Genomic DNA, 23,652 nt, shown 5'->3' on the forward strand with positions numbered 1-23,652 from the left:
ATGACCGAGCAGTCCTCGGCCCCCCTCGTCCTCGATCCCTCCGGTGCCGACCACACGTCCGAGCAACGCGCCCTGCGAGCCCGCGGGGTGGCGACCCGCGTGGACATACTGGGCGTCGAGGCGTGGTCCGTGTCCGACCCCGCCCTGCTGAAGCAGCTGCTCACCAGCCCCGACGTCTCCAAGGACGCCCGCGCGCACTGGCCCGGCTTCGAACAGGCCGTCAGCACCTGGCCGTTGGCCCTCTGGGTCGCGGTGGAGAACATGTTCACCGCCTACGGTCCGCAGCACCGCAAGCTGCGCCGCCTGGTGGCCCCCGCGTTCAGCTCCCGGCGCATAGCCGCCCTGCGGCCGGCCGTGGAGGAACTGGTGGACGGCATCATCGACCGTCTCGCGGCCCTTCCGACGGACCGGACCGTCGACCTGCGCCAGGAACTGGCGTACCCCCTCCCCATCGCGGTGATCAGCCACCTGATGGGGGTGCCCGAGAACCGCCGCGACGACTTCCGCGCCCAGGTCGACGGCGTCTTCGACACCACGCTCAACCCGGCCGAGGCCCAGGCCAACGCGGCCCTGCTGTACGAGCAGTTGGACCGGCTCATCGACGAGAAGCGCAGCACGCCCGGCGACGACATGACGTCCCTGCTGATATCGGCCCGGGACGACGAGAGCGACGGCTCCCGGCTCTCCCACGACGAACTGCGCGACACGCTGCTGCTGATGATCAGCGCCGGCTACGAGACGACGGTCAACGTCATAGACCAGGCCGTCTTCACCCTGCTCACCCGGCCCGGACAGCTGGACCTGGTCCGCAAGGGCACCATCACCTGGGACGACGTGGTGGAGGAAACCCTGCGCCACGAACCCGCCGTGAAGCACCTCCCGCTGCGGTTCGCCGTCACCGACATCCCGCTGCCCGACGGGCGGACCATCGCCCGGGGCGAGGCCATACTGGCCTCCTACGCCGCCGCCAACCGGCACCCGGACTGGCACGAGGACGCCGACACCTTCGACGCGACGCGTACGGTGAAGGATCACATGGCCTTCGGTCACGGCGTGCACTTCTGCCTCGGCGCCCCCCCTGGCCCGTATGGAGGTCTCCCTCGCACTCCAGCGCCTCTTCGACCGCTTCCCCGAGCTCCGCCTGGCGGAACCGGCGGAGAGCCTCGTTCCGGTCCCGTCCCTAATCAGCAACGGCCACCAGCGCCTCCCGGTGCGCCTGCACGCGGGCTGAGCCGGCCCGCACGACTGACGGCCGGGGCGCTTCCGGGTGGGCGCTTTCCCCGCTTCCCCGTGGGGCGGGCTCGCGGTGGGGCGAGGTCCCGTTGGGGCGAGGTTTCGGTGAGGCACGACGCGGGCCGGGTGAACCCCGCCGCCCCGGCCCGCGTCCTCCTCCACGGACCACGGCCGGAACGGCCGGAACGGAACGGGCTGGGATGGGCGCGGAACGGGCCGGGACGGGCGGGGACGGGCCCGAACGACGTCCCGTCGGCCGGATGCCCGGCCCCCGCACGCCGGCCCGCCCGCCCTGGCCCACGCACACCGGACCCCGAGCAGGAGACAGGACTTTGAGCGAGCAGGACACCGCAGACACGGACGGCCCGGGCGAGGGGCGGGGCGTCCACCATCCGATCGCTCCCTGGTGGGCGGACCTCGGCACGTGGGGCGCCGTCGCCCTGATCGTGCTGGGGGCCGTCGCCGCGGTGTGGATGTTCTTCGGCCTGCCGGGCACCCCGGAGACCCCGGCGGCGGGATACCACCAGGTGGCCAAGGTCGTCGCCATCGGACTGGTGGTCGCCGGCACGGGCCTGCTGGGCCGCCGTCGCGAGCGGCACGCCGGCCGGGACGGCACCGACACCGGCAGCGACACCGACAGCACCGACAGCGACACCCACATCAGCGCGGGCACAAGCACGGGCACAAGCACCGGTACCGGCACCGACCGGACGGAGCGGGTCTGACCGGGCCCGGACCTGAGCCGGACCGCGTCGCCCGGCGCACCCCGTCGGGGCCGCGTCTACGCGCGGCGGTCCCGGCGCGGCTCCCGCGCCGAAACCGGGTGCCGCCCGTCGGTTCCGCCGGGCGGCCGATCGGCCCCCAGGGTGACGGCGAACAGCGCGGCATCGTCCTCCAGGGTGCCGCCCGTGTGGCGGGTGACTTCCGCCAGAAGCGTGTCGAGGATCGCGCCCGGGTCGGGCGGCAAGCGCCGGGACAGGGCGCGGCGGGCGTCGAAGAAGGCGCCGTGGGCGTCGCGTGCCTCGTCGATGCCGTCGGTGAAAAGCACCAGCGTCGCGCCCGGGGGCAGCTGGAACCGGTCGACCGGGGCGTCGGAGGAGTCGAGCAGGCCGAGGCCCAGCGGCAGTGCGGGCGTGGACGGTTCCAGCGGCACCGCCCTGCCGTCGTGGACCAGCAGCGGGGCCTCGTGCCCCCGGTTGACGATGCGCAGCACCGAGTAGTCGGACGGCAGTTCCACGATGACGGCGGTGGCGAACGACTCGGTCTCCGCCCCGGTCGCCTCCGTAACGATCCCCTGCATGCGTTCCTCCAGCTGGAGGGCGACGCCCGGCAGGTCCGGCTGGTGGTAGCAGGCCTCGTGGAACGACCCGAGCAGCGCGTTGACCGTGCGGATCGACTCCAGCCCCTTGCCCCGCACGTCGGCGATGAGCATGCGGATGCCGTACGGAGTGTCCCGGATCGCGAACAGGTCGCCGCCGATCGCCGCCTCCTGGTGGGCGACTTCGTAGCGGGACGCCACCAGGAGACGCCCGACGCGCCGGGGCGGGTCCGGGAGCACCGCGCGCTGGACGGCCGCCGCCACTTCGCGGCTGGTCGCCAGCTGCCGCCGATCGCGGGTCAGGATGACGTTGAGGCCCGCCGCGACGACGGTCAGGAGGATCAGACTGGTGAACGGGGCGACGTCCTCGCGGGTCGGCTCCCGCTCCAGGAACACCAGGGCGAGGCCGACCACATTCGACATCACCCCCGTGGTGATCGTGCCGGGCAGCGAGAGCAGGGGCGCGGCGATCACGGGGGCGGCGGAGAGCGCCGGGAAGGTGTTGACCTCTCCCCGGGTGACGATGTCGATGACGAACGCGCTGAGGATGACGGCGGCCGGCAGCCAGCGGAGCCGCTGCCTCCGTTCCTCGGTCTGGTCCCTGCGGCCCATGCGCATGCGCGTCCTCGTGCCATCCGTCCTGACGGTGGCCCCAGTCTCATCCACTCCCGGGGCCCCTGCCACCACACAGCGGCCGGCCGCACGTGCGCACACGGACGGCCGTCCCTGTCGCGGGTGCCCAGAACGCACGCGGCATGCACGCGCCCCGGCTGAGGAACGGACGGAGCAACACACAGCCGTACGGCGGGCGGGGCCGGCGGGCGGCAGGCAGCAGGCAGACGGCAGACGGCACACACGAGGGCCCGGAGAACTGGGGGCCCGGCTGCGGATCGACGTCCGGTGACCGCGCGGCGGCCTCCGTGCCGACCCGCTCCGGTCCGCACCCCCGGGTCGATAGCATCGCGGTGACCAGGAGGGGGCGGCGGTATGACGACCATGGCACGGCGGGGCGTCCCGGAGCGGGTGGCCGCGGCGGAGCGGTTCGCCGCCGAGACGGGCTTCACCAAGAGCTGCACCCCGGAGGTGGGGCGGCTGCTGCGCCTGGCCGCCGCCGCGAAACCCGACGGTGTCGTGGCGGAGAGCGGTACGGGAGCGGGCGTCGGCACGGCCTGGCTGCACAGCGGACTGGGCGCCGGCGCCCGGCTGGTGACGGCGGAGCGCGACCCGGTGCTGGCCCGCCGGACGGCCGGTGCCTTCTCCGACGACGCGCGCGTGCGGGTCCTGGACGGGGACTGGCGCCTGTTGGAGCGGCACGCCCCCTTTGACGTGTTCTTCTGCGACGGCGGCGGCAAGCGGGACGATCCGCGGCGGGTGGTCGAGCTGCTGGCGCCGGGCGGCATGCTGATCCTCGACGACTTCACGCCGTCGCCGCACTGGCCGCCGGTGTTCGAGGGCGAGGTGGACGAGCTGCGCCTGTTCTACCTCACCCATCCGGAACTCGACGCCACCGAGGTGCTCACCACGCCGGACAGCGCGGCGGTGCTCGCGGTGCGCCGGGGCTGAGCCCGGCACCGCCCCGGGCGGTGCGGGCCTCTCAGGCTCCGGAGACCGGGTCGGCGGCGGGCGCCGGGGGCTCCCCCGCGCTCCCCACGCCCTTGGCGGGCGGGTCCGCCTGCGCGGGACCGCCCGACGCGACCTTGTGGGCGGCGCGGCGGCGCAGGGCGTCCTCGTCCGTCTGCGCGTCGTAGGTCACCAGCCTGGGCAGGGCGGCGGCGAGCAGGCCGACTGAGGCGACGCAGGCGAGACCGCCGGTCCAGAACGCCGGCCGGGTGCCGGTCCAGCCCGCCATCGCACCCGCCCGCACCTGCCCGAGCTGGGGGCCGACGCTGTAGGACAGGACCTCGATCCCCGCCAGCCGGCCGCGCAGCTCGTCGGGGACCGTCTGGTTCCAGATGGTGGAGCGGCCGAGTCCGCTGAGCATGTCCCCCGCGCCGGCGACGGCCAGGCACACCAGGACCAGCCAGATGTCGGTCAGCAGGCCCGCGCCCGCGATGGCCAGGCCCCACCCGGCCGCACCGCACACCACCAGCAGCCCGTGCCGCCGTACCCGGGACACCCAGCCGCTGGTCAGACTGACCACCACCGAGCCGACCGACCCGGCCGCGTACATCAGCCCGAGTGACCAGTCGGCGTCCAGTTCGTCGGCGAGGAAGGGGAAGATCGTGTTCGGGAAGGCGAAGAACATCGCCGCCAGGTCGACGGCGTAGGTTCCCAGCAGAACGGGCCGTGACCAGGCGTAGCGGGCCCCCTCGGCGATCCCGCGCAGGGAGGGCTTGTCGGCGTTCTCCGCGGGGGGCGCGGGTGAGAGCCGCAGGCACAGTACGACCGACACGGCAAAGCAGACCACGGTCGTGCCGTAGGCGGGGGCGTTGCCCGCGTAGGCCACCACCAGGCCGGCCACCGCGGGACCGGCGATCGCCCCGGCCTGCCAGCGCAGGGCGTTCAGGGCGGCCGCCGCCGGCAACTGGTCGTGCGGCACGATGCGGGCCATCAGGGAGTCCAGGGCGGGCCGTTGCAGTCCGGCGAGGGCGGCCACCCCGGCCGCCACGACGTACAGGGGCCACAGCATCGGTTCCGGCAGCAGGGCGTTGACCAGGAGGAGCACCGCGAGCAGACCGAGTCCTGCTTCAGTGAGCAGAATGACCTTGCCCCGGTCCACGGCGTCCGCGAGGGCGCCCCCGTACAGGCCGAAGATCACCAGCGGCACCAGCTCGACCGCGCCCATGGCGCCCACCGCGAGCGGGGAACCGGTCAGCTCCTTGATCTGGAGCGGCAGGGCGACCAGCGCCATGAAGCTGCCGAAGTACGTGATCAGCCCCTGCACCCACAGCAGCCGGAAGTCGCGTGAGGATCGCCAGGGGGAGAGATCCGGCAGGACCGCGGAGATCTTGGAGGTCACGAGCGGTCATCCTGCGTCGGTCCCGAGTCACGGCGCAACTCCTTATCGACTGCTCCGTGCCGAGGCGTCCACTCGGCTCCGTGCCGTCGCGGGTTCCGTGCCGACGCGGGTTCCGTCTCGGCGCGGGTTCCGTCTCGGCGCAGCTCCTTATCGATGCAGCTCCTTATCGATGCGCGGCTTCGCGTCCTGGTGTCCGCACGGGCGTGCTAGGCACGTCCCATGATCACTTCCTCTGCTCCGGCCCGGCCGTTCGACGCGGTGCTGTGCGACCTCGACAACGTGATCCGGTACTACGACATGAGCCGTGTCGCCGCACTGGAGCAGGCGGCCGGCCTGACGGCGGGAACGACGGCGGACGTGGCCTACGCCCCGGAGGTGGACCTGCCGTTGCTGCTCGGCCGGATCGACACCGCGGAGTGGGAGGCAGGTATCGTGCGCGGTCTCGCGGGCCGGGTGCCACACGCCGTGGCCCGCGACCTCGCGGCGGCCTTCGCCCAGGCTCCGTTCCGGGCGGACGAGGAGGTGGTCGCCCTGCTGCGGCGGGCACGGATGCACCTGCCGCTGGTCCTGGTGACCAACGCCACGCTGCGGCTGCACGACGACCTCACGTCGCTCGGACTGACGGACCTCGCGGACCATGTCGTGGGCAGCGCCCATGTGGGGGCGGCCAAGCCGGACCCGGTGATCTACGCGACGGCCGTCGAACGGGCGGGGGTGCCGGCGGGGCGGTGTCTGTTCGTGGACGACCGGGCGGAGAACGTCGAGGCGGCGGTCGCCCTCGGCATGACCGGGGTGCTTTTCCGCGGTCCGGCCGACCTGCGGAGGGCGTTGGCTCCCGTGCTGGGCGGGTGAGGGAGCGCCCCGGCGCCAGAGGCTTCCGGGCCTCGCCGAGAGCCCTCCCCTCGCGCCCTTGCCGTGTGCCGTCCGGCCGCCGGGTGGCGAGTCGTGGGTTGCCAACGCCGCGGGGTCGGCAGCCCACGGGGGTATAGGAGGTGCGGGCGGCGCCCGGCGGTGAGGTGTCGATCGGCACCGCCGCACAATTTTGCAGAGCGTGCATCTTTGCATAGCATGCAGACCATGACGGGGAAGGAAGCTGCGGGCGGCGGGCTGCGCGAGCGCAAGAAGCGGGCCACCCGCGCCGCGCTCACGGAGGCCGCGGTACGTCTGGCCGCCGAGCACGGGGCCGACCACGTCACCGTGGAGGCGATCAGCGCGGCGGCGGGCGTGTCCGTGCGCACCTTCTTCAACTACTTCACCTCGCGCGACGACGCGTTCGTCGTCGTCGACGCGTACGCGGCCGACCGGGTCTGCCGGGCCGTGCTCGACGCTCCGGCCGCCATGTCACCGCTGGACGCGCTGCGCGACGCGCTCGCCACCGAGCTCGCGGAGGCCGAACGGCAGCACGAACTGTGGCGTCTGCACGCCGAGGTGCTCCGGACGTCCCCCCACCTGCTAGTGCGCAGCCTCGTCGCCCACACGGCGGACGAGACGGCCATCGCCGAGGTGATCGGCCGACGGCTCGGTCACGAGGCGGCCACCGGAGCCGCCACGGCGACCGACGCGGCGTCGGTCCCCTCCCCCGTCCCCGAACCCCGCACCGCCGCGCCCTCCGCCCCGGCTCCGCCCGGGAACGGCACGGACGAGCCGGAGCGGCGCCGCGCGCTGGAGCTGTATCCGCGGCTGCTGGCCGCGGTCGCGGGGACGGCGGTCCGGGTGAGCGTGGAGCACTGGTCGCTCCGGCAGGACGAACGCGCCTTCGCCGACGTCTTCCGCGAGGTGTTCGCCCTGCTCGCGGCGGGGCTTCCGGCGCCTCCGCGGTAACCGCGAGCGTCGGTGGGCGTGGGCCCCGGAGCGTCCCGGAGGCCCCAGGGCACCGCAGGGCGTCCGCCGCGAGCCCCGGGCTCGCCGGCCGACCCGTCCGGCGCCGCTCCCGACCGGGCGCCGTCCGCCGCACGTCACCGCCCCGAAGCCCCGGAGCCCCGTGTCCCTCCGCCTCCCGGACGGACCGGCCTGCGCCGTCCCGCGCTTCTCCTTTCCCTGATCTTCCGTCTTCCTGAACCTCTGCCACTTCACCGACCGTTGAGAGAGATGTTGTGACCGCAACAGAGGCGCCGGCACCGGCGTCACCCGCCCCCATGTCCAACCGGCAGATACTCCAGGCCATGTCCGGGCTGATGGCCGGCATGTTCGTGGCGATCCTGGCGGGCACCGTGGTGGCCAACGCGCTGCCCACGATCATCACCGACCTGAACGCCAGCCAGTCCGCGTACACCTGGGTGGTCACCTCGGAGCTGCTGGCCATGACGGCCACCGTCCCGCTCTGGGGCAAGCTGTCCGACCTGTTCGACAAGAAGCTGCTGCTCCAGTCGTCCCTCGGTCTGTTCGTCGTCGGTTCGCTCCTCGCGGGCTTCTCGAACGGCATCGAGCTGCTCATCGTCAGCCGGGTGCTCCAGGGCATCGGCGCCGGTGGCCTGACGGCCCTCGCCCAGGTCGTGATGGCCGCGATCATCCCGCCGCGCAGGCTGGGCAAGTACGCCGGCATCTTCGGTGCCGTGTTCGCCATCGGCACCGTGGCCGGGCCGTTGGTGGGCGGCGTGCTGGTGGACACCCCTTGGCTCGGCTGGCGCTGGTGCTTCTTCATCGGCGTGCCGTTCGCGCTGCTGGCCATCGTGCTGCTCCAGCGCACGCTCCGGCTGCCCGTCGTCCGGCGCAAGGCGAAGATCGACTTCCTGGGCGCCTTCCTGATCGTCGCGGGCGTCTGCGCGCTGCTCATCTGGGTCTCGCTGGCGGGCAACGACTTCGACTGGGTCTCCTGGCAGACCGCGGCCCTCACCGGTGGCGGTGTGCTGCTGCTGGGTGCCGCCGTGTTCGTCGAGGCCCGGGTTCCCGAGCCGGTCATCCCGCTGTCCATCTTCCGCAACCGCACCGTCACGCTCACCACGGTGGCCAGCCTCCTGGTCGGTGTGGCGATGTTCGGCGGCACCGTCTTCCTGTCCCAGTACTTCCAGGTGTCGCTGGGCAAGACGCCGACCGTGGCCGGTCTGATGAGCCTGCCGATGATCTTCGGTCTGCTGGTCTCCTCCACCGTCGCCGGGCAGGTGATCAGCCGGACCGGCGTGTGGAAGCGCTACCTGGTCGCCGGTGCGGTGATCATGACCGCCGGTCTCGGCCTGCTCTCCACGATCGACGCGGACACCTCCTTCACCCTGCTCAGCCTCTACATGGCGGTGCTCGGCGTCGGCGTCGGCATGCTGATGCAGAACCTGGTGCTGGCGGCCCAGAACGACGTGCCCGCCGCCGAGCTGGGCGCCGCGACCTCCGTGCTCTCCTTCTTCCGCAGCATGGGCGGCACGATCGGTACCAGCGTCCTCGGCGCGATCCTGGCCAACCGGGTCACGAGCGAGATGACCAAGGGTCTGGCCGAGGCGGGCGTTCCGGCGGGCCAGGCGACCGGCGGCGACTCCAGCGTCCCGGACATCCATTCCCTGCCCGCGCCGATCCGGGAGATCGTGGAGCACGCCTACGGCATCGCCACCGCCGAGCTGTTCCTGATCGCCACCCCGTGCGCCCTGCTGGCGCTGTTCACGGTGCTGTTCCTCAAGGAGAAGCCCCTGAAGACGACCAGCGGCATGGAGCGGCTCGCCGAGGAGGCCGGCCCCGGGACCGTCGTGGAGGCCGAACCGGCGTCGCCCCGCGGCTGACCCCTCCGCCCGACGGCACGCCCCTCCCCCGGCGCCCGCACCGCTCGGCCCCGCTCACCCCGTGAGCACCGGCCGGTTGGTGCGGGCGCCGAGCGCTGCCTCGCCGCCGCGCCGGGGCGGCGGTCCGGCGCCGGGGAGGCCGCGTGATGCGCTGATCGGCTCGCCCAGGGCCTGAGCGCCGGGACCGAGGCCGGAGGGCCGGGACGAAGGCCGGGACCGAGGCCGTACCGGGAGCGGACCGGGCGTTCCCGGTACGGGCCGGACCGGTACCGGCACCGGCACCGGCACCGGCCGTATACCGACCGCACCGGGACCGGCCGGACGGACACCGACCGCACCGGTACCGGCCGGACGTGCCGAAGTGGTCGCGGTGCCGGGCGCGCCGGCCCGACAATGCGGCCCATGGCCTTCTCCCCGTCGTCCGCGTCCTCCTCACCGGTCCGCAGCCGTACCCGGATAGCCGTGGTCGGAGCCGGACCCGCCGGGCTCATGCTCTCCCACCTGCTGGCCCGCGCCGGGATCGACTCCGTCGCCGTGGACGTGCGCACCCGCCACGAGATCGAGCACACGCCACGAGCCGGGATCCTCGAACAGCGCTCCGTCGACCTCCTCGCCGACAGCGGTGTCTCCGACCGCGTGCACCGGGACGGAGCGCGTCACGACGGCATCGTCCTGGCCTTCGGCGGGGGCGGTCACCGCATCGATTTCCAGGCCCTCGTCGGTGCCTCGACCCTGCTCTACCCGCAGACCGACGTGTTCGCCGACCTGGCCGACGCCCGTGAACGCGACGGCGGGGACGTGCGGTTCGGGGTCCGGGACGTGGCGGTCGACGAGCTGCTCTCCGACACGCCGGTGCTGCGGTTCACGGACGCGGACGGCACCCGTCACGCCGTGCGCGCGGACTTCGTGGTCGGCGCCGACGGCTCGCGCGGCCCGTGTCGGTCTCAGGTGCCCGAGGCACGGCGCACGCGGTTCGCCCGCGCCTACCCCTACGCCTGGTTCGGCATCCTCGCCGAGGCCCCGCCCAGTGCGCCGGAGCTGATCTACAGCCACTCACCGCGCGGTTTCGCCCTGATCAGCCAACGCACCGACACCGTGCAGCGGATGTACTTCCAGTGCGACCCCGCCGAGAACGTCGCCGACTGGTCCGACGACCGGATCTGGACGGAGCTGCAGGAGCGGGTCGGCGCCAACGGCCACCGGCTGAAGGAGGGGCCGATCACCGCCCGGTCCGTGCTGCCGTTCCGCAGTTTCGTCCAGGAGCCGATGCACCACGGCCGGCTGGTGCTGGCCGGCGACGCCGCGCACACGGTGCCGCCGACCGGCGCCAAGGGCCTCAACCTGGCGCTCGCCGACGCCCGCGTTCTGGCCGAGGAACTGGAACGGGCCGTCACGCACGGGAGCACCGCCCCGCTGGCCGCGTACAGCGAGCGTGCGCTGCGCCGGGTCTGGCGGGCCCAGCACTTCTCGTACTGGATGACCACGATGCTGCACACCCCGCCCGACGCGACGCCCTTCGACGTGCGGAGGCAGGAGGGGGAACTGGCCGCGCTCACCGGTTCCGCCGCGGGATCCGCCTACCTCGCCGAGGGGTACACCGGGTGGCCCCGGGAGCGCTGAGCCCACGGTGCCGCCCCGCTCACCGCGCGGTGCGGCGGGCGGGGCGGGGGCCCGGTGCGCGGGCTGCGCCGGCTCGGTCGCGGACGACCGGCTCGGTCACAGCGCCCGGCTCAGGGGCGCACGACCGGCTCAGTTGCGGACGAGCAGCACCACCCCGGCGGTCACCACGCCCAGCAGGACGGCGGCCGCTCCGCGCAGCAGGCCGTGGGCCCGCAGGCCCGGCAGGAAGCGGTCGGCTGCGTAGCGGCCGGGGCCGGTCAGGGTCAGTGCGGCGGCGCCCGCGGCCAGCAGCAGTTCGTACTCGACGCCGTCGGGGGCGAAGAAGCCGCCGCCCCACTTGACGGCCATGGCATTGATCATGGTGCCGAGCACGGCCGCCCCGGCGAGCGGGGTGAGCAGGCCGACGGCGAGGGCGAGTCCGCCGAGGGTCTCGGTGAGGCCGGCGACCATGGCCATGGTCTCGCCCGCCGGATAGCCGCTCATCGTGAAGAACTGGCCGGTGCCCTCGAGTCCGCCGCCGCCGAACCAGCCGAACAGCTTCTGGGCGCCGTGCGCGGCCATCGTGAGGCCGAGCGCCAGGCGCAGGACCAGCAGTCCCGCGTCGTAGGGGCGGGCGGCCGGACTCGCGGTGCCGGCCGGGGCGGAGGTACGGGGGCGGTCGAGCGTGGACGTCATGGTGTGGGGGCCCTTCCGGGGAGGGGGACGAACAGGACGGACGGAGGCCCGGGGTACCGGGCCCGTCACTTGAACCTTCAAGCGAAGACGACGACGACCCTAACCGACGCGTGAAAGTTCAACAATTCCTCCGTGGGCTCTCTCACGGAACCTTCATCCGCCGGTCACGCCTCCCCGCACCCGAGAAAACCGGCCGAGGAGGACGCGCGGTGGCGTGCGCGCCGACAGCGGACGGCCGGGGCGGTCCCGCCAAGTGGTGACCAACGAAGGCCGGGCGTACGTTCGTCGGGTGGCTTCTCGAACGGGAGGCCCGTCGTGACCCAGGGTCCACGGTCGGCCTCCGCTGACACCACCGCCCGGCGCACCGGCGGTGGCGGAAGCGCGATGGCCCTGCTGGTCATCGCCTCGTGCCAGTTGATGGTGGTGCTGGACATCACCATCGTGAACATCGCGCTGCCGCACATCCAGACGTCGTTGGACTTCTCCACGACCAGCCTGTCGTGGGTGGTCAGCGCCTACACGCTCACCTTCGGCGGACTGCTCCTGCTCGGCGGACGCGCCGGGGACATCCTCGGCCGACGACGGGTGTTCATGATCGGTGTGCTGCTCTTCGTGCTGGCGTCGCTGCTGGGCGGACTCGCGCAGAGCCCCTGGCAGTTGCTCGCCGCGCGTGCCCTTCAGGGCGTCGGAGGTGCCATCGCCTCGCCCACGTCCCTCGCCCTGATCAGCACGACCTTCCGGGAGGGCCCCGAGCGCAACCGCGCCTTCGGGGTGTTCGCCGCGGTGTCGGCGGGCGGCGGGGCGATCGGCCTGCTGGCCGGTGGCGTCCTCGTGGAGTGGCTGAACTGGCGCTGGGTGCTGTTCGTCAACGTCCCGATCGGGCTGCTCATCGTGCTCGCGGCGCCCCGCTGGATCAGGGAGTCCGAACGCCGTCCGGGGCGCTTCGACCTCACCGGTGCCCTCACCTCCACGGCGGGCATGGTCCTGCTCGTCTACGGGTTCATCCGGGCCGCGCAGGACGGTTGGCGGGACCCGCTCACACTGGCCTCGTTCGGCGTGGCCGTGGTCCTGCTGCTGCTGTTCGTCCAGGTGGAGAGGCGCTCCCGGCAGCCGATCACCCCGCTGCACATGTTCGCCGACCGCAACCGCGCGGGCACGTACGGCATCATGCTGTGCCTGGCCGCGGCGATGTTCGGCATGTTCTTCTTCCTGACCCTCTTCGTGCAGAACGTGCTCGGCTTCAGTCCCCTGCAGGCCGGGCTGGCGTTCCTGCCGGTCAGTGCCGTCATCGCGATCGGCGCCGGTCTGGCGTCACGGTTCCTGCCCGTGTACGGGCCGAAGCCCTTCATGGTCCTGGGCGGTCTCCTGGCGGCGGCCGGGCTGGGCTGGCTGACCCTGACCGACATCCACTCGACCTACGCGGGCAGCGTCCTGGGGCCGATGCTGGTCTTCAGCCTCGGCATGGGCATGAACTTCGTCTCGCTGACGCTGATGGCGCTGTCCAACGTCCGCACCGCCGAGACCGGCGCCGCCTCCGGCCTGCTGAACGCCACCCAGCAGGTGGGCGGTTCCCTCGGGTTGTCCATCCTGGTCACGATGTCCGGTACCGCCAGCGCCAACGAGGCCGACCGGCAGATCCCGCGTTTCCTCCAGCAGGCCGACCCGGCGGAGATCCTGCGCTTCCGTCGCACCGGGGAGCTGCCGCCGCCCTGGTCCGACCAGGTGCTCACCGCCGGGGTGTCGGCCGCCTTCGTCACGGCGGGGGTCTTCGCCGTGCTCGCCGCACTGATCGCCGTCGTGGCCATCCAGGTCCGGCCGTCCGACCTGCAACGCCTGCGGGGAGGCGACGGGCCCGGCCAGGTGTGAGACGTGGTGTCCACACCCGGCCGGGCCCGTCGGCCGGTGCCGCCCGCGCGCTGTCTCCCCGGTGGGCGGGGGGCGCGCGGACCGCGGAGCCCTGTCGGCTAGCCGACGGCCGTCACGACGTCACCGCGCCGGTGTCGGACGCCTCCAGCTCCCGGGCGAGGGTAGCGGCGTCGTACGGTCCGGTGTGCCGGCGGTTGCCGATGAAGAACGTCGGGGCGCCGGTGGCACCGCTGGCCTCCGCGCTCGCGACGTCCTGCCGCACTCGCTCGGCCGTCGACTCGTCGTCCAGGTCGTCCAGGAACTTCTCGATGTCCAGTCCCAGGTCGCCCGCGTACCCGACGACGTCGTCGAACTCCAGGTGCTCCCGGTGCGCGAACAGCAGGTCGTGCATGTCCCAGAAGCGTCCCTGCCGGTCGGCGGCGACGGCGGCCCGGGCGGCGAGCTCGGAGTGCTCGTGCACGTCGGGCAGCGGGAGGTGCCGGTAGACGTACCGCAGCCGGTCGCCGAAGCGGTCCCTCAGCTCCTGCAGCACACCCGTGGCGTGCGCGCAGAACGGGCACTCGTAGTCGCCGTACTCGACCAGGGTCAGCGGGGCGTCCACCGGGCCGGAGATGTGGTCCGTCTCCGGGTCGACGGGTGCGTCGAGGAAGCGCGGCAGGTCGGCCTCCGTCTCTCCGCGCAGGACGGCGGCGAGACGGAAGGCCACCCAGCCGAGGAGGGTGGCGAACACGGCCGCGAGCAGGATGCCGACCGTGGCCTCGGCGCGCAGTTCCTCGTTGTCCGCGAAGGCGAGCTGGGCGATCAGCAGGGAGACGGTGAAGCCGATGCCGGACAGGACGCCGCCGCCCATCACCTGGCCCTCGCCGACACCGCGCGGCAGACTGCCGAGGCCGAGCCGGGTGCCCAGCAGCGCACCGCCGCTGACGCCCAGGAGCTTGCCGAGCACCAGACCGATGACGACGGCCCAGGTGACCCAGGAGGACAGGGCGTCGGCCAGGACACCGTCCCGCAGGTCCACGCCCGCGCTGGCGAGTGCGAACACCGGGACGATGAAGTAGCTGCTCCAGGGGTGCAGCACCGTCTGCAGGCGCTCGTTGACCGAGACGGCCTGCTTCAGCCCTCGACGGGCGGTCATGCCCACATCGGCCCGCGGCGACTGCCGGAAGGCGCGGAACAGCCTGGCCGCCCGTTCCACCGCGTGACGCGCGGGCGCCTGGGCGGGGATGAGCAGACCACCGATCATGCCCGCGATGGAGGCGTGCAGACCGCCCTCGTAGGTGGCCACCCACAGGACGAGCACGACGATCACGTACGGTGCCGCGCGCCAGACCCCCAGCCGGGTCAGGCTCGACAGGAGGACGCAGAGGGCGAGCGCGATCAGCAGCGGTCCGTAGCCCACCGACCCGGAGTAGACGAAGCCGATGACGGTGACGGCCACGATGTCGTCGATGACGGTGATGGCCAGCAGGAAGACGCGCAGCTGGGTGGACAACCGCGGCCCGACGATGGCGAGCGCGCCCAGCATGAAGGCGGTGTCCGTGCCGATGACGATGCCCCAGCCCTTGGCGGCCTCGCCGCCGGGGGAGACCGCCAGGTACAGCAGGACGGGGATCAGCATGCCGCCGATGCCCGCCATGGCGGGGATGATGATGCGCTGTCGGCTGTTCAGCACACCGACGGAGACCTCGTAGCGGACCTCCAGGCCGATGACGAAGAAGAACACCGCCATCAGGCCGTCACTGACCCAGTGGCCCAGGTTCATGGACAGGTCGGCGCCGCCGACGGAGATGGACGCCTCCGTCGACCAGAGCGAGGTGTACGCGTCGGACCAGGGTGAGTTCGCCCAGATCAGGGCGATCACGACGGCGGCCAGCAGCAGGCCGACACTGCCCGCCTCGGTCGTCAGGAAGTTGCGTGCCCGGCCCGCCAGCTGGGCCCCCAGCATGCGCCGCTTGGCCGTGGTCTGGCTCTTGGGCCGACGGCGGTCTGTCACCTCGCTCACGGGCGCCGCCAGGAGGTCTCGCGCAGACGCTGTTCTGGGTCGAGGCGGACGCTGGAGGTCATGCGTGCCCTTTCTAGGGGTTGTGCGGACTGACTGCGGGCGGGCTCACGGCCGCCCGTTCGTGCACGGGGTGGCGACTCGCGATCGACACCCGGTTGAAGGCGTTGATGGTGATCACGATCCAGATCACGGCCGAGAGTTGCTCCGGTGTGAGGTGCCGGGCGGCCTCGGCGTGGTCCTGGTCCTGGACGCGCGGGTCCGGGAGGGTGGTGAGGCTCTCGGTCAGGACGAGTGCGGCGCGCTCGGCCGGGGTGAAGAGGTCCGTGTCGCGCCAGGCCGGCAGGACGGCGATGCGCTGGGACGTCTCCCCTGTCCGCAGCGCGGCCCTCACGTGGACGTCGAGGCAGGAGGCGCAGCCGTTGAGCTGGGAGGCGCGGATGTTGACGAGTTCGACCAGGGTCCGGTCCAGCCCGGCCTCGCGGGCGGCGCGACGGACGGCTTTGGCGACCTCGACCTGCGCCCGGTACAGCTCCGGGTGCTGCCGGTCGATCGCGATCCGGCCGCCGGGCGGAGGGCCGCTCATTTCTCCCCCGCCCGGTGGTGCCGGGCCGGGCCCGCGGCGGTGGCCGGAGGCACGGGGGAAGCGGGACGGGCCGGACGACCGCGGCCGGGGCGGAGGACGGTGCCGGGGCAGGCGTGCAGGTCGGGACCGGGGTCAGGTTCGCCGGTGCCGGTGGGGCAGGAGCCCCGGCCGGGCGCGGAGCGACGGGCGGGCAGGGCCGAGCACCGCGGGCGGAGGGCGCGGCGGTCCGGACGGAGGGGGTTGTCCGTACGGGCCCGCGGGGCGTCGACGCGGGTGTGCCGGCCGACGGCGGTCACGTCGCGGCCCGGGCACGGGTGGCCGGTGCGGGCGTGGTCCGCGGGAATGACCTCCGTACTGACCGGTCCGTTCATCACACGACACCTCCACCCTTGCGTCCACCACGGCCCCCGGGGGACACATCCCCCGCACAACCTCTCCTCATACTGTGCCAAACATCTCGTCCCGCCCGGTCGGAAGAAGGGGGAACGAGGGAGCACGGGGACGGACGATCACCGCAAGGGCGCTCGTCCATCTGTTCGCCACCCTATACGCAGGTCAAGAGCAAGCAAAGACAGTGTTTACCGCACCTCCGCGACCCTTCGCGCGGGCGGAGGCACGAGTAGCCCTCACCGCCCCGCCCACTCCTCCGACCAGGTGCGGAACCCGTGGGGCCGGCGTGAACCGAACGTCACGCCGCTCACACTTTGCCGATACAGGAACGCAAACCACCGCCCGTCCGACGAGCCGGAAACCATGCCACAACCGGACATCTCCCCACGAAGGGAGCGACCTGCCATCGCGACCCGCCGTTCCACGGTGCCGATGCGGGGTGATCTGCTCCGTGTCGGCGGCTTTATGATCACATCAGGAACAGGCGACACCAGGTTGCAACCCGCGTGCGCCCCCTTCCCTGTCGACGACTCTTGGCAACCGCGAACAGTGGCGCCGCACGCTCGCGCGCCGGTGACACGTGTGACGAAAGGTGTGAACAGCATGGTCCTCGGACTGCTGCGGCGACGGCGCGACCACGGCGCCTCCGGCTCGGCACCGGACCTCTCCGCCCTCCTGCCGGCGGGGGCCGGTGGTTTCGGCTGCGCGGTCGTCGACGGCATGGAGCAGCCCGTGGGCGGCGCCGAGGTGACCGTGACCGCCCTGGACACCCACCGGGTCGCCGCCCGGGGCACCACCGATCCTTACGGCCTGTTCCTGGCGGCCCTGCCGCCCGGCACGTACAGCGTGCTGACCTCGGCCGAAGGACTCTCCCCGGACCGCCGGACCGTCGAGATACACGCCGGGCACACACCCGCCCCGGCCCGCGTACAGCTCGTGCCCGCCCGGCGGCTGGAGCTGCCGTCCGCCGGGACCTGGCTGTTCGATCCCCCGCACACCGCGATCCGCTTCATCGCCCAGCACGTCGGCATGGCCCACGTGCACGGGCGGTTCACGCGGTTCCAGGGCGGCATCCGGGTGGCCCCGGACATGGCCGACTCGCAGGTCTCGGTGCGCATCGACGCCGCCAGCATCGCCACCGGCAACCGCACCCGGGACAATCACCTGCGCTCCGCCGACTTCCTCGACGTCGAGCGCTACCCGTACATCGACTTCGTCAGCAGCCGCTTCGCGTACCACGGCGGCTCGAAGTGGACCCTGCACGGCACGCTCACCATGCACGGCACCAGCCGCTCGGTCGGTCTCGACACCACCTACCTCGGCACGGTCAACGGCGGTTACGGACAGGAACTGCGCTGCGCGGCCCTGGCCCGGGCGGAACTGCACCGCGAGGACTTCACGCTGAACTGGCGGTCCATGCTGGCCCGCGGGATCGCGGTGGTGGGCCCCACGGTCCAGCTGGAACTGGACGTCCAGGCCATGTACCGGACCCACGACACGCCGACGCCCCCGGAGTAGTCCTCGCCGTCAGGACGCCGTGGCGCGGTACGGAGCCCTGGCGCGGTGGACGCACGCGGCACAGACCACGAAGGGCCACACCGACTGCAGGGACGTCACCACGCGTTCGGCCACCCCGGCGGCGCCGTCGGCGTCCATCTCGAACAGGAACCAGAGCGCCCCGGCCCCCATCAGCAGCGTCACGGCGAGGGAGACGGCGGGCCACAGCGGCCACGGTGCCGTGCGGGTGCGGTCGGCGGCCAGCACCGGCCACACGGCGAGGAGGGTGAAGCCGGCCACGACGGCCGAGCCGTGGTGGAGCGAGCCGCCGCTGCTCGGGGCCGGCACCATGGCCACCACCACCGCCGCCACTCCCCCACAGGCCAGCGCCGCCCGCCCGGCCGACGCCGCGGCGCGCAGGCCCCACGCCGTCAGCAGGTGGCAGACGCCCAGGGCCAGCAGCGCCGCCGTCATCACCCACGACCCGGCCGCCCCGTCGGACGCCAGCACGCTGATGGTCTGGGTCGCCGGATCGTAGGCGGGTCCTTCCAGGCGCCCCGCGACCGCCCAGCCGCCGGCCAGCACGAGGGGCGCACATCCCGACGAGATCAGGGTCCACTTGGGCACAGGTCGCACCGGAACACGGTAAAGCAGACAAAACGTCGTTCGTCGGACCTCCGGGCGGCCGGTCCGGGCGCCTGCGGGCCGCCCACCTCAGCAGACCTTGGCGGTTTTCTTAAGGCTTCTTGAAGTTGACCTTCGAACGACGGAATCCCGTCCTCCGCCCCCTACGCTCGCAGCACCCCCCACAGTCCCGGTGGGTGCGGTCGCGCCCACCGGGTCTCCCTCCGACCGACCGACCGAGGTGTCTCACGTATGGGTTCCCGCCGAGCCTCCCGCCCGTCCCGCTCCCACGCCCGCTCCGGCGGTCACCGGACGCGCAACACCACCCTGGTGCTCGGTGCCGCCGTCCTGACCGCCGGGGTCGGCTTCGCCCTCTCCGGGATCGGGGACGACAGCGGTGACGGCGGGGCCTCGGACCGGGTGGCCGCGAGCACGGTCGAGGACGCGCCCTCGGCCGGGGAGGCGACCCCCTCCGCCTCGCCCTCCGACAGCGCCAGTCCCAGCGCCGACCCGTCCCCCGGCAAGAAGAAGGACAAGGACGAGAAGAAGACGAAGGCGTCGGCGAGCCCCTCCCGCACCGCGACCCCGACGGCGGCCGCGAAGGCCCCCGAGCGTCCCGCCGCCCAGGCGGGCGGCAGCCGCTCGGGGAGCGGTTCCGGGTCGGGCTCGGGCGGGTCGGGATCCGGCGGGTCGGGCGGGTCGGGCGGTTCCGGTGGCTCGGGGGGTTCCGGCAGCTCCGACGGGAGCACCGAGTCGCAGGTGATCACGCTGGTCAACAAGGAGCGCGCCTCGGCCGGCTGTTCCCCGCTGAAGGCCAACGCCCAGCTGACCCGCGCGGCGGACGACTACAGCGACGTCATGGCCGCGAGCGGCGTGATGTCCCACACCGGCCCCGACGGCTCCACCATGGCCAGCCGGGTCGAGGCCGCGGGCTACCGGTGGTCGACGCTGGGCGAGAACATAGCCCGGGGGCAGGCCGACGCCGCGTCGGTGATGAAGGCCTGGATGAACAGCCCCGGCCACCGCGCCAACATCCTCAACTGCTCCTTCAAGGAGATAGGCGTCGGCGTCCACTTCGGTGACGGCGGCCCCTGGTGGACCCAGAACTTCGGCGCGAGCCGCTGACGGTCCCGCTCAGCCCCGCTCCGGGGCCAGCGAGAAGGACACCCGCACCCGTGCGCCGCCCATCGGCGCACGGGTGATCGTCAGTTCCCCGTCGGCCGCCCGGGCGGCGCGGGCCACGATGTCCAGGCCAAGCCCCGTGGAGCCGCCGACGCTGACCCCGCGCGTCAGCGCCGCCTCCGGGTCGGCGACCCCCGGACCGGCGTCGTCGACGGTGAGCAGCACCTGGTGGTCGGCCCGCTCCACCCGGACGGCGAAAGCGGTCCCGACCGGCGTGTGCCGGAAGACGTTCCCGATCAGGGCGTCGACCACGGCCGCCAGGTCGTCCGGCGAGAAGCGGACGGGCGTCGGGCGCGGAGTGAAGTAGCGTTCCCAGGCCCGGTCCTGCTGGGTGGCCAGCACGGCCCAGAAGTCCAGGCGCACGGCGACCACCTCCGACACGTCGCAGGGTCGCGCCGGGTCGTGGGCCGCACCGCCCGGCTGCGACACGGCCAGCGGTGCGCGGGCCGCCGTGATCACCGCGTCGAGTTCGCTCTCCAGCTGGGCGGCGGCCTCGGCGATCCGGCGGGCGCTCGGGGTGGGGCCCATCCGGTCCGCCTCCAGGCACAGTGCGGTGAGCGGCGTGCGCAGGCGGTGGGAGAGGTCGGCGACGAGCTCGCGCTCGACGGCGAGCAGGTCGACGACCCGGTCGGCCATGGTGTTGAACGCGGCCCCGGCCTCCTGCAGCTCGGGCGGCCCGTCCGGCTCGACCCGGACGTCGAGGTCGCCCGAGCCGAGGGCGAGCGATGCCTTCTTCAGGCTGCGCGAGGAGCGGACCACCCGGGCACCCAGCCGGTCGGCGACCAGGACGGAACCGCCGACCAGTCCGAGGGCCAGCAGCGCCATGACTCCCCAGGACGCGGCGACGCCCCGGCTGAGGTCGGCGGCGGGCACCCAGGACTCCACGACCGCGACCCGGTCGCCCCGCAGGACGACGGGCTGCAGGTAGCTCCAGCCGTCCTCGGTGTCCAGGGCCAGCGTCTGCCGGTCCTCCACCGCACGGTCCAGGGCGCTGCGGGGGGCGTGCGACCGACCGACCACGTCGCCGTCGGGCAGCCGTACGGCGAGCCGGTCCGGGGAGCCGATCTCGCCGAGGGCCTGCTCCACGTCGGCGCGCCGGGTGGTGAGGGCCAGCACCGGGGACAGGGCCGCCGCCCGCTGCTCGGCGACGGTGGTGGCCTGGTCGCGGGCCTGCTCCCGGACGAGCAGGGCGAGGGGTATCAGGAAGGACAGGGCCACCATCGACGTGACGGCGAGGGCGATCCCGGCGAGGGCGCGTCTCACGGCGTGCCGACCAGCTTGATGCCGATGCCGCGCACGGTCCGCAGGTAGCGCGGCTGGCGGGCCTTCTCGCCCAGCTTGCGGCGCAGCGCGGACAGGTGGACGTCGACCGTCTGCTCCTCGAGGTACGGCTGCTGCCACACCTCGGTGAGGATGCGCCGCCGCGACACGACCTGGTCGGCGTGCGCGGCCAGGTAGGCGAGCAGGTCGAACTCGCGGCGGGTCAGGGGCAGTTCCCGGCCCGCCAGGTGCGCCGTGCGCGCGGTGGGGTCGATGTGCAGGTCCCCGATGTGCAGCACCGGCTGCCGCGGGGCAGGGACGTCGGCGGGCGCCGAACGGCGCAGCACCGCGCCCAGCCGGGCCAGGAGCTGGCCGCCGGAGAACGGTTTGACCATGTAGTCGTCGGCGCCGGCGTTGAGCAGCCGGATGATCTCGGTGTCGTCGTCGCGGGCGGTGGCGACGAGAACGGGCACGCGGGATATCCCGCGGATCATGCGGAGCACGTCGAGGCCGTCGAGATCGGGCAGCCCGAGATCGAGCACGACGATGTCCGGCGGGCTCTGGGTGATCTCGCGCAGCGCCTCGAAGCCCTGGTTGGCGGTCTTCACGGCGTGGCCGTGTCCGCTGAGGACCTCGATCAGCGCGGCCCGGATGACGGCGTCGTCCTCGACGACCAGTACGGAGGCCATGGGCGGAAACGTTAGCGGGTCCGTCACTATGGTGTCGTGCCCCGCCTCCTGCGCTACCTGCTGATATGGCTGTCCTGCACGGCAGCCAGTGTGACCGCCGTCATCGTCACCATCTCCTTCGTCGTGGGCTCCACCCGGCCGACGGCGCCGGTCGCCCAGTCGGCGCCGGAGGAGCTGCCCGCGGCCACCCGGTCCGCCCCGCCGCGCAGCGCCGCCCCCTCCCCCAGTGCGTCGCCCAGCACCCGGAGGCCGAGCCCTTCCCCGACCCGCACGGCCGAGGCCGCGCCCGAGCCGAGTCCGACGCGGGCCCCGGCGTCCAGCCCGGCGCCCCGGCCGTCGGACACCGGCGGCGGCGACCCGGGGTGTGCGGGGCCCGGGTCCGGGGTGCACACGGTGCCCGCGCAGGGCGGGAAGGCGACCGTGCGCTTCGGCGGGGGCCGGGCGTGCCTGATCTCCGCCGTGCCGAACCAGGGGTTCACGGTGAGTACGCGGCAGGACTCCCCGCAGGCGCTGACCGTGACGTTCTCCGGCCCGCGCCGGCGCTCCGAGGTCACCGCGACGGCCGGCTCCCCGGACCGGGTGAGTGTGCGCGAGGCCTCGTTCTGACCCCGGCCGCACCTCCTCCGCGCTCGTGCCGGTGATCGCGGACAGCAGTCGGCCGCAAGGCTTCCTACGGTCGTCCCATGACCCACACGCAGAAGATCCTTGTCACCGGCGCCACCGGCACCGTCGGCCGTGAACTCGTCGCCGGACTGCTCGACCGCGGCCACGCGGTGCGGGCCCTGACCCGGGACCCGTCCCGCGCCGCCCTCCCGGTGGGCGTGGAGGTGGTCGGGGGCGACCTGACCGAACCCGACACCCTGGTCCCCGCCCTGGAGGGCGTCACCGGCCTGCACCTGATCACCTTCGACGGTGGCGGGTTCGCCCCGCTGGAGACCGGCCCGCGGATCCTCGCCGCGGCCCGCGCCGCCGGGGTGCGCCGGGTGACCGTGCTGAACGGCGGCGGGCCGACCCCGCTGGAGGACGCCGTCCGCGCCGACGAGGCGGTGGACTGGACCGTGCTGATGCCCGTCGAGTTCATGGCCAACGCCCTGGAGTGGGCGGAGGACATCGTGCGGGCGGACGAGGTGAGTGAGCCGTTCGTCTCCCGGCTGAGCGCCATGGTGCACGAGGCGGACATCGGTGCCGTCGCCGCGGCCGCCCTCACCGAGGAGGGTCATGCGCGCCAGGAGTACGTGATCACCGGACCCGAGAACCTGACCGTGCGGGACAAGGTCGCGGCGATCGCCGCCGCCCGCGGCCGGGAGATCGCCCTGGTGGAGCTGACCGAGGAGGAGGCCGTCGCACGGTGGCGGGCCGCGGGGCAGCCCGAGGAGGTGATCGGCTTCCTGCTGGAGATGTACGGCAACACCCCGGAGGCCGGCCGCACGGCCCTCGACACGGTCGAGAAGGTCACCGGGCGGCCGGCCCGCACCTTCGCGCAGTGGGCGGCCGAGCACGCCGCGGCGTTCACCCGCGCCACCGCTCCCTGACCGCCGTCCCCTCCCCGGCCGCCGTCCGCTTTGTCCGCTCCGTCTCCCGGGACCCGCGCCCGCCGGGGCCCCGGGTGAGCGCGGCGGCGCCCCTGCCGCCGGGCCGCTGTCGGAGGCCGTCGATACGCTCGTGCCATGAGCGTCTCCCTCTACTACAGCGCCCGGCGGGACGAACCCCTGACGGATGCCGAGACGGCCGCCGTCGGCCGGATCGCCGCGGCCCGGCACGCCTCCTTCCCGCATCCCGGCGAGGAGGGTCTGCACCTCTACGAGGGCGGGGGCGACGCGGCCGAGCAGGTGCTGGCCGGTTCCACCAAGCTGCCGCGCGCCCCGGAGCTCGTACTGCCGGTGATCGCCCACGTGCTGGACTCCGTCACCGAACTCCGCCGCGCCCTGCCCGGCGCGGCGTGGCACGTGCACCTGGACGACCTGGACGTCGACTGGGACGAGGACGAGGGGTACGCGCTGCCCGGCATGCGCGACGCCGGCCTGCTCACCGAACTCGACGGGCTCTGACCGGC

At 73.4% G+C, this 23,652-nt stretch carries 21 protein-coding genes and 1 pseudogene; 13 read left to right on the top strand and 9 right to left on the bottom strand.

The genetic code is table 11. The features are described from left to right. Positions 1 to 1,231: pseudogene (locus AB0F01_RS19065) on the top strand (cytochrome P450). Positions 1,232 to 1,565: 334 nt separating this feature from the next. Next, positions 1,566 to 1,958: a hypothetical protein gene (locus AB0F01_RS19070; RefSeq protein WP_362096769.1), complete on the top strand. Its 393-nt coding sequence runs from the start codon at positions 1,566 to 1,568 to the stop codon at positions 1,956 to 1,958. A 56-nt stretch (positions 1,959 to 2,014) separates the two neighbouring features. Here AB0F01_RS19070 and AB0F01_RS19075 read toward each other — a convergent pair whose 3' ends face one another. Further along, positions 2,015 to 3,163, bottom strand: coding sequence for a PP2C family protein-serine/threonine phosphatase (locus AB0F01_RS19075; protein ID WP_362096772.1), 1,149 nt, complete (start codon positions 3,161 to 3,163; stop codon positions 2,015 to 2,017). Between the two features lie 375 nt (positions 3,164 to 3,538). Between AB0F01_RS19075 and AB0F01_RS19080 the strand changes: the two genes are divergently transcribed. Next, positions 3,539 to 4,114, top strand: coding sequence for a transferase (locus AB0F01_RS19080; RefSeq protein ID WP_362096774.1), 576 nt, complete (start codon positions 3,539 to 3,541; stop codon positions 4,112 to 4,114). 31 nt (positions 4,115 to 4,145) lie between these two features. Here AB0F01_RS19080 and AB0F01_RS19085 read toward each other — a convergent pair whose 3' ends face one another. Then, positions 4,146 to 5,510 (bottom strand): MFS transporter, encoded by a 1,365-nt coding sequence (locus AB0F01_RS19085; protein ID WP_362096777.1) that lies wholly within the window; start codon positions 5,508 to 5,510, stop codon positions 4,146 to 4,148. Positions 5,511 to 5,729: 219 nt separating this feature from the next. Between AB0F01_RS19085 and AB0F01_RS19090 the strand changes: the two genes are divergently transcribed. The 4 genes from AB0F01_RS19090 (at position 5,730) to AB0F01_RS19105 (ending at position 10,831) form a co-directional block, all read left to right on the top strand. Further along, entirely contained in the window at positions 5,730 to 6,362 is a 633-nt protein-coding gene (locus AB0F01_RS19090; protein ID WP_362096779.1) for an HAD-IA family hydrolase, read from the top strand. 216 nt (positions 6,363 to 6,578) lie between these two features. Beyond that, a complete protein-coding gene (locus AB0F01_RS19095) occupies positions 6,579 to 7,331 on the top strand; it encodes a TetR family transcriptional regulator (RefSeq protein ID WP_362096781.1) in 753 nt (250 codons plus the stop codon). A gap of 272 nt (positions 7,332 to 7,603) precedes the next feature. After that, a complete protein-coding gene (locus tag AB0F01_RS19100; RefSeq protein WP_362096783.1) occupies positions 7,604 to 9,211 on the top strand; it encodes an MDR family MFS transporter in 1,608 nt (535 codons plus the stop codon). A 402-nt stretch (positions 9,212 to 9,613) separates the two neighbouring features. After that, positions 9,614 to 10,831 (top strand): 4-hydroxybenzoate 3-monooxygenase, encoded by a 1,218-nt coding sequence (locus AB0F01_RS19105; protein WP_362096785.1) that lies wholly within the window; start codon positions 9,614 to 9,616, stop codon positions 10,829 to 10,831. 129 nt (positions 10,832 to 10,960) lie between these two features. Here AB0F01_RS19105 and AB0F01_RS19110 read toward each other — a convergent pair whose 3' ends face one another. Then, positions 10,961 to 11,506 carry a DoxX family protein gene (locus AB0F01_RS19110; protein WP_362096786.1) on the bottom strand — a complete coding sequence of 182 codons (546 nt, stop codon included), beginning with the start codon at positions 11,504 to 11,506 and terminating at the stop codon, positions 10,961 to 10,963. Positions 11,507 to 11,890: 384 nt separating this feature from the next. On the opposite strand from AB0F01_RS19110, the gene AB0F01_RS19115 reads away from it, so the two are divergent. Then, positions 11,891 to 13,372: an MFS transporter gene (locus AB0F01_RS19115; protein WP_362097193.1), complete on the top strand. Its 1,482-nt coding sequence runs from the start codon at positions 11,891 to 11,893 to the stop codon at positions 13,370 to 13,372. A 112-nt stretch (positions 13,373 to 13,484) separates the two neighbouring features. On the opposite strand, the gene nhaA is transcribed toward AB0F01_RS19115, so the two are convergent. Together nhaA and AB0F01_RS19125 are read right to left on the bottom strand one after the other, a co-directional pair. Next, the gene (nhaA, locus tag AB0F01_RS19120; RefSeq protein WP_362097194.1) at positions 13,485 to 15,317 is read right to left on the bottom strand and encodes a Na+/H+ antiporter NhaA; all 1,833 of its coding nucleotides are present in this window, start codon (positions 15,315 to 15,317) and stop codon (positions 13,485 to 13,487) included. 130 nt (positions 15,318 to 15,447) lie between these two features. Further along, positions 15,448 to 15,957, bottom strand: coding sequence for a carboxymuconolactone decarboxylase family protein (locus AB0F01_RS19125; protein ID WP_362096788.1), 510 nt, complete (start codon positions 15,955 to 15,957; stop codon positions 15,448 to 15,450). Positions 15,958 to 16,950: 993 nt separating this feature from the next. On the opposite strand from AB0F01_RS19125, the gene AB0F01_RS19130 reads away from it, so the two are divergent. After that, positions 16,951 to 17,865 carry a YceI family protein gene (locus tag AB0F01_RS19130; RefSeq protein ID WP_362096789.1) on the top strand — a complete coding sequence of 305 codons (915 nt, stop codon included), beginning with the start codon at positions 16,951 to 16,953 and terminating at the stop codon, positions 17,863 to 17,865. 9 nt (positions 17,866 to 17,874) lie between these two features. Here the strand turns inward: AB0F01_RS19130 and AB0F01_RS19135 are convergent, their stop codons facing one another. Continuing rightward, positions 17,875 to 18,480 carry a DUF998 domain-containing protein gene (locus AB0F01_RS19135; protein ID WP_362096792.1) on the bottom strand — a complete coding sequence of 202 codons (606 nt, stop codon included), beginning with the start codon at positions 18,478 to 18,480 and terminating at the stop codon, positions 17,875 to 17,877. 240 nt (positions 18,481 to 18,720) lie between these two features. Here AB0F01_RS19135 and AB0F01_RS19140 point away from each other — a divergent pair, with 240 nt between their 5' ends. Beyond that, complete coding sequence (locus AB0F01_RS19140; protein ID WP_362096794.1) at positions 18,721 to 19,593, top strand: CAP domain-containing protein; 873 nt, start codon at positions 18,721 to 18,723, stop codon at positions 19,591 to 19,593. A 9-nt stretch (positions 19,594 to 19,602) separates the two neighbouring features. Here AB0F01_RS19140 and AB0F01_RS19145 read toward each other — a convergent pair whose 3' ends face one another. Genes AB0F01_RS19145 through AB0F01_RS19155 form a run of 3 tightly spaced genes read right to left on the bottom strand, consistent with a single transcriptional unit; the run spans position 19,603 to position 22,078 of the window. Continuing rightward, positions 19,603 to 20,913, bottom strand: a complete 1,311-nt coding sequence (locus AB0F01_RS19145) for a HAMP domain-containing sensor histidine kinase (RefSeq protein WP_362096797.1) — start codon at positions 20,911 to 20,913, stop codon at positions 19,603 to 19,605. Beyond that, positions 20,910 to 21,599 (bottom strand): response regulator transcription factor, encoded by a 690-nt coding sequence (locus tag AB0F01_RS19150; protein ID WP_362096800.1) that lies wholly within the window; start codon positions 21,597 to 21,599, stop codon positions 20,910 to 20,912. The genes AB0F01_RS19145 and AB0F01_RS19150 overlap by 4 nt, the downstream gene beginning before the upstream one ends. A 53-nt stretch (positions 21,600 to 21,652) precedes the next feature. Next, a complete protein-coding gene (locus AB0F01_RS19155; RefSeq protein WP_362096802.1) occupies positions 21,653 to 22,078 on the bottom strand; it encodes a hypothetical protein in 426 nt (141 codons plus the stop codon). A 1-nt stretch (position 22,079) separates the two neighbouring features. Between AB0F01_RS19155 and AB0F01_RS19160 the strand changes: the two genes are divergently transcribed. The 3 genes from AB0F01_RS19160 (at position 22,080) to AB0F01_RS19170 (ending at position 23,647) form a co-directional block, all read left to right on the top strand. After that, positions 22,080 to 22,205 (top strand): hypothetical protein, encoded by a 126-nt coding sequence (locus AB0F01_RS19160; protein ID WP_362096805.1) that lies wholly within the window; start codon positions 22,080 to 22,082, stop codon positions 22,203 to 22,205. Positions 22,206 to 22,282: 77 nt separating this feature from the next. After that, positions 22,283 to 23,131: an NAD(P)H-binding protein gene (locus tag AB0F01_RS19165; protein ID WP_362096807.1), complete on the top strand. Its 849-nt coding sequence runs from the start codon at positions 22,283 to 22,285 to the stop codon at positions 23,129 to 23,131. Between the two features lie 135 nt (positions 23,132 to 23,266). After that, positions 23,267 to 23,647, top strand: coding sequence for a hypothetical protein (locus AB0F01_RS19170; RefSeq protein ID WP_362096810.1), 381 nt, complete (start codon positions 23,267 to 23,269; stop codon positions 23,645 to 23,647). Positions 23,648 to 23,652: the final 5 nt, after the last annotated feature.

Source organism: Streptomyces sp. NPDC029526, from assembly GCF_040637405.1.
GTDB lineage: Bacteria > Actinomycetota > Actinomycetes > Streptomycetales > Streptomycetaceae > Streptomyces.

Excerpts from the sequence above, each read along its gene's own strand:
- AB0F01_RS19075 (WP_362096772.1), bottom strand. The coding sequence starts at position 3,163 with ATGGGCCGCAGGGACCAGACCGAGGAACGGAGGCAGCGGCTCCGCTGG.
- AB0F01_RS19080 (WP_362096774.1), top strand. The coding sequence starts at position 3,539 with ATGACGACCATGGCACGGCGGGGCGTCCCGGAGCGGGTGGCCGCGGCG.
- AB0F01_RS19090 (WP_362096779.1), top strand. The coding sequence starts at position 5,730 with ATGATCACTTCCTCTGCTCCGGCCCGGCCGTTCGACGCGGTGCTGTGC.
- AB0F01_RS19095 (WP_362096781.1), top strand. The coding sequence starts at position 6,579 with ATGCAGACCATGACGGGGAAGGAAGCTGCGGGCGGCGGGCTGCGCGAG.
- AB0F01_RS19105 (WP_362096785.1), top strand. The coding sequence starts at position 9,614 with ATGGCCTTCTCCCCGTCGTCCGCGTCCTCCTCACCGGTCCGCAGCCGT.
- AB0F01_RS19110 (WP_362096786.1), bottom strand. The coding sequence starts at position 11,506 with ATGACGTCCACGCTCGACCGCCCCCGTACCTCCGCCCCGGCCGGCACC.
- AB0F01_RS19115 (WP_362097193.1), top strand. The coding sequence starts at position 11,891 with ATGGCCCTGCTGGTCATCGCCTCGTGCCAGTTGATGGTGGTGCTGGAC.
- nhaA (WP_362097194.1), bottom strand. The coding sequence starts at position 15,317 with ATGCTGGGGGCCCAGCTGGCGGGCCGGGCACGCAACTTCCTGACGACC.
- AB0F01_RS19125 (WP_362096788.1), bottom strand. The coding sequence starts at position 15,957 with ATGAGCGGCCCTCCGCCCGGCGGCCGGATCGCGATCGACCGGCAGCAC.
- AB0F01_RS19130 (WP_362096789.1), top strand. The coding sequence starts at position 16,951 with ATGGTCCTCGGACTGCTGCGGCGACGGCGCGACCACGGCGCCTCCGGC.
- AB0F01_RS19140 (WP_362096794.1), top strand. The coding sequence starts at position 18,721 with ATGGGTTCCCGCCGAGCCTCCCGCCCGTCCCGCTCCCACGCCCGCTCC.
- AB0F01_RS19150 (WP_362096800.1), bottom strand. The coding sequence starts at position 21,599 with ATGGCCTCCGTACTGGTCGTCGAGGACGACGCCGTCATCCGGGCCGCG.
- AB0F01_RS19165 (WP_362096807.1), top strand. The coding sequence starts at position 22,283 with ATGACCCACACGCAGAAGATCCTTGTCACCGGCGCCACCGGCACCGTC.
- AB0F01_RS19170 (WP_362096810.1), top strand. The coding sequence starts at position 23,267 with ATGAGCGTCTCCCTCTACTACAGCGCCCGGCGGGACGAACCCCTGACG.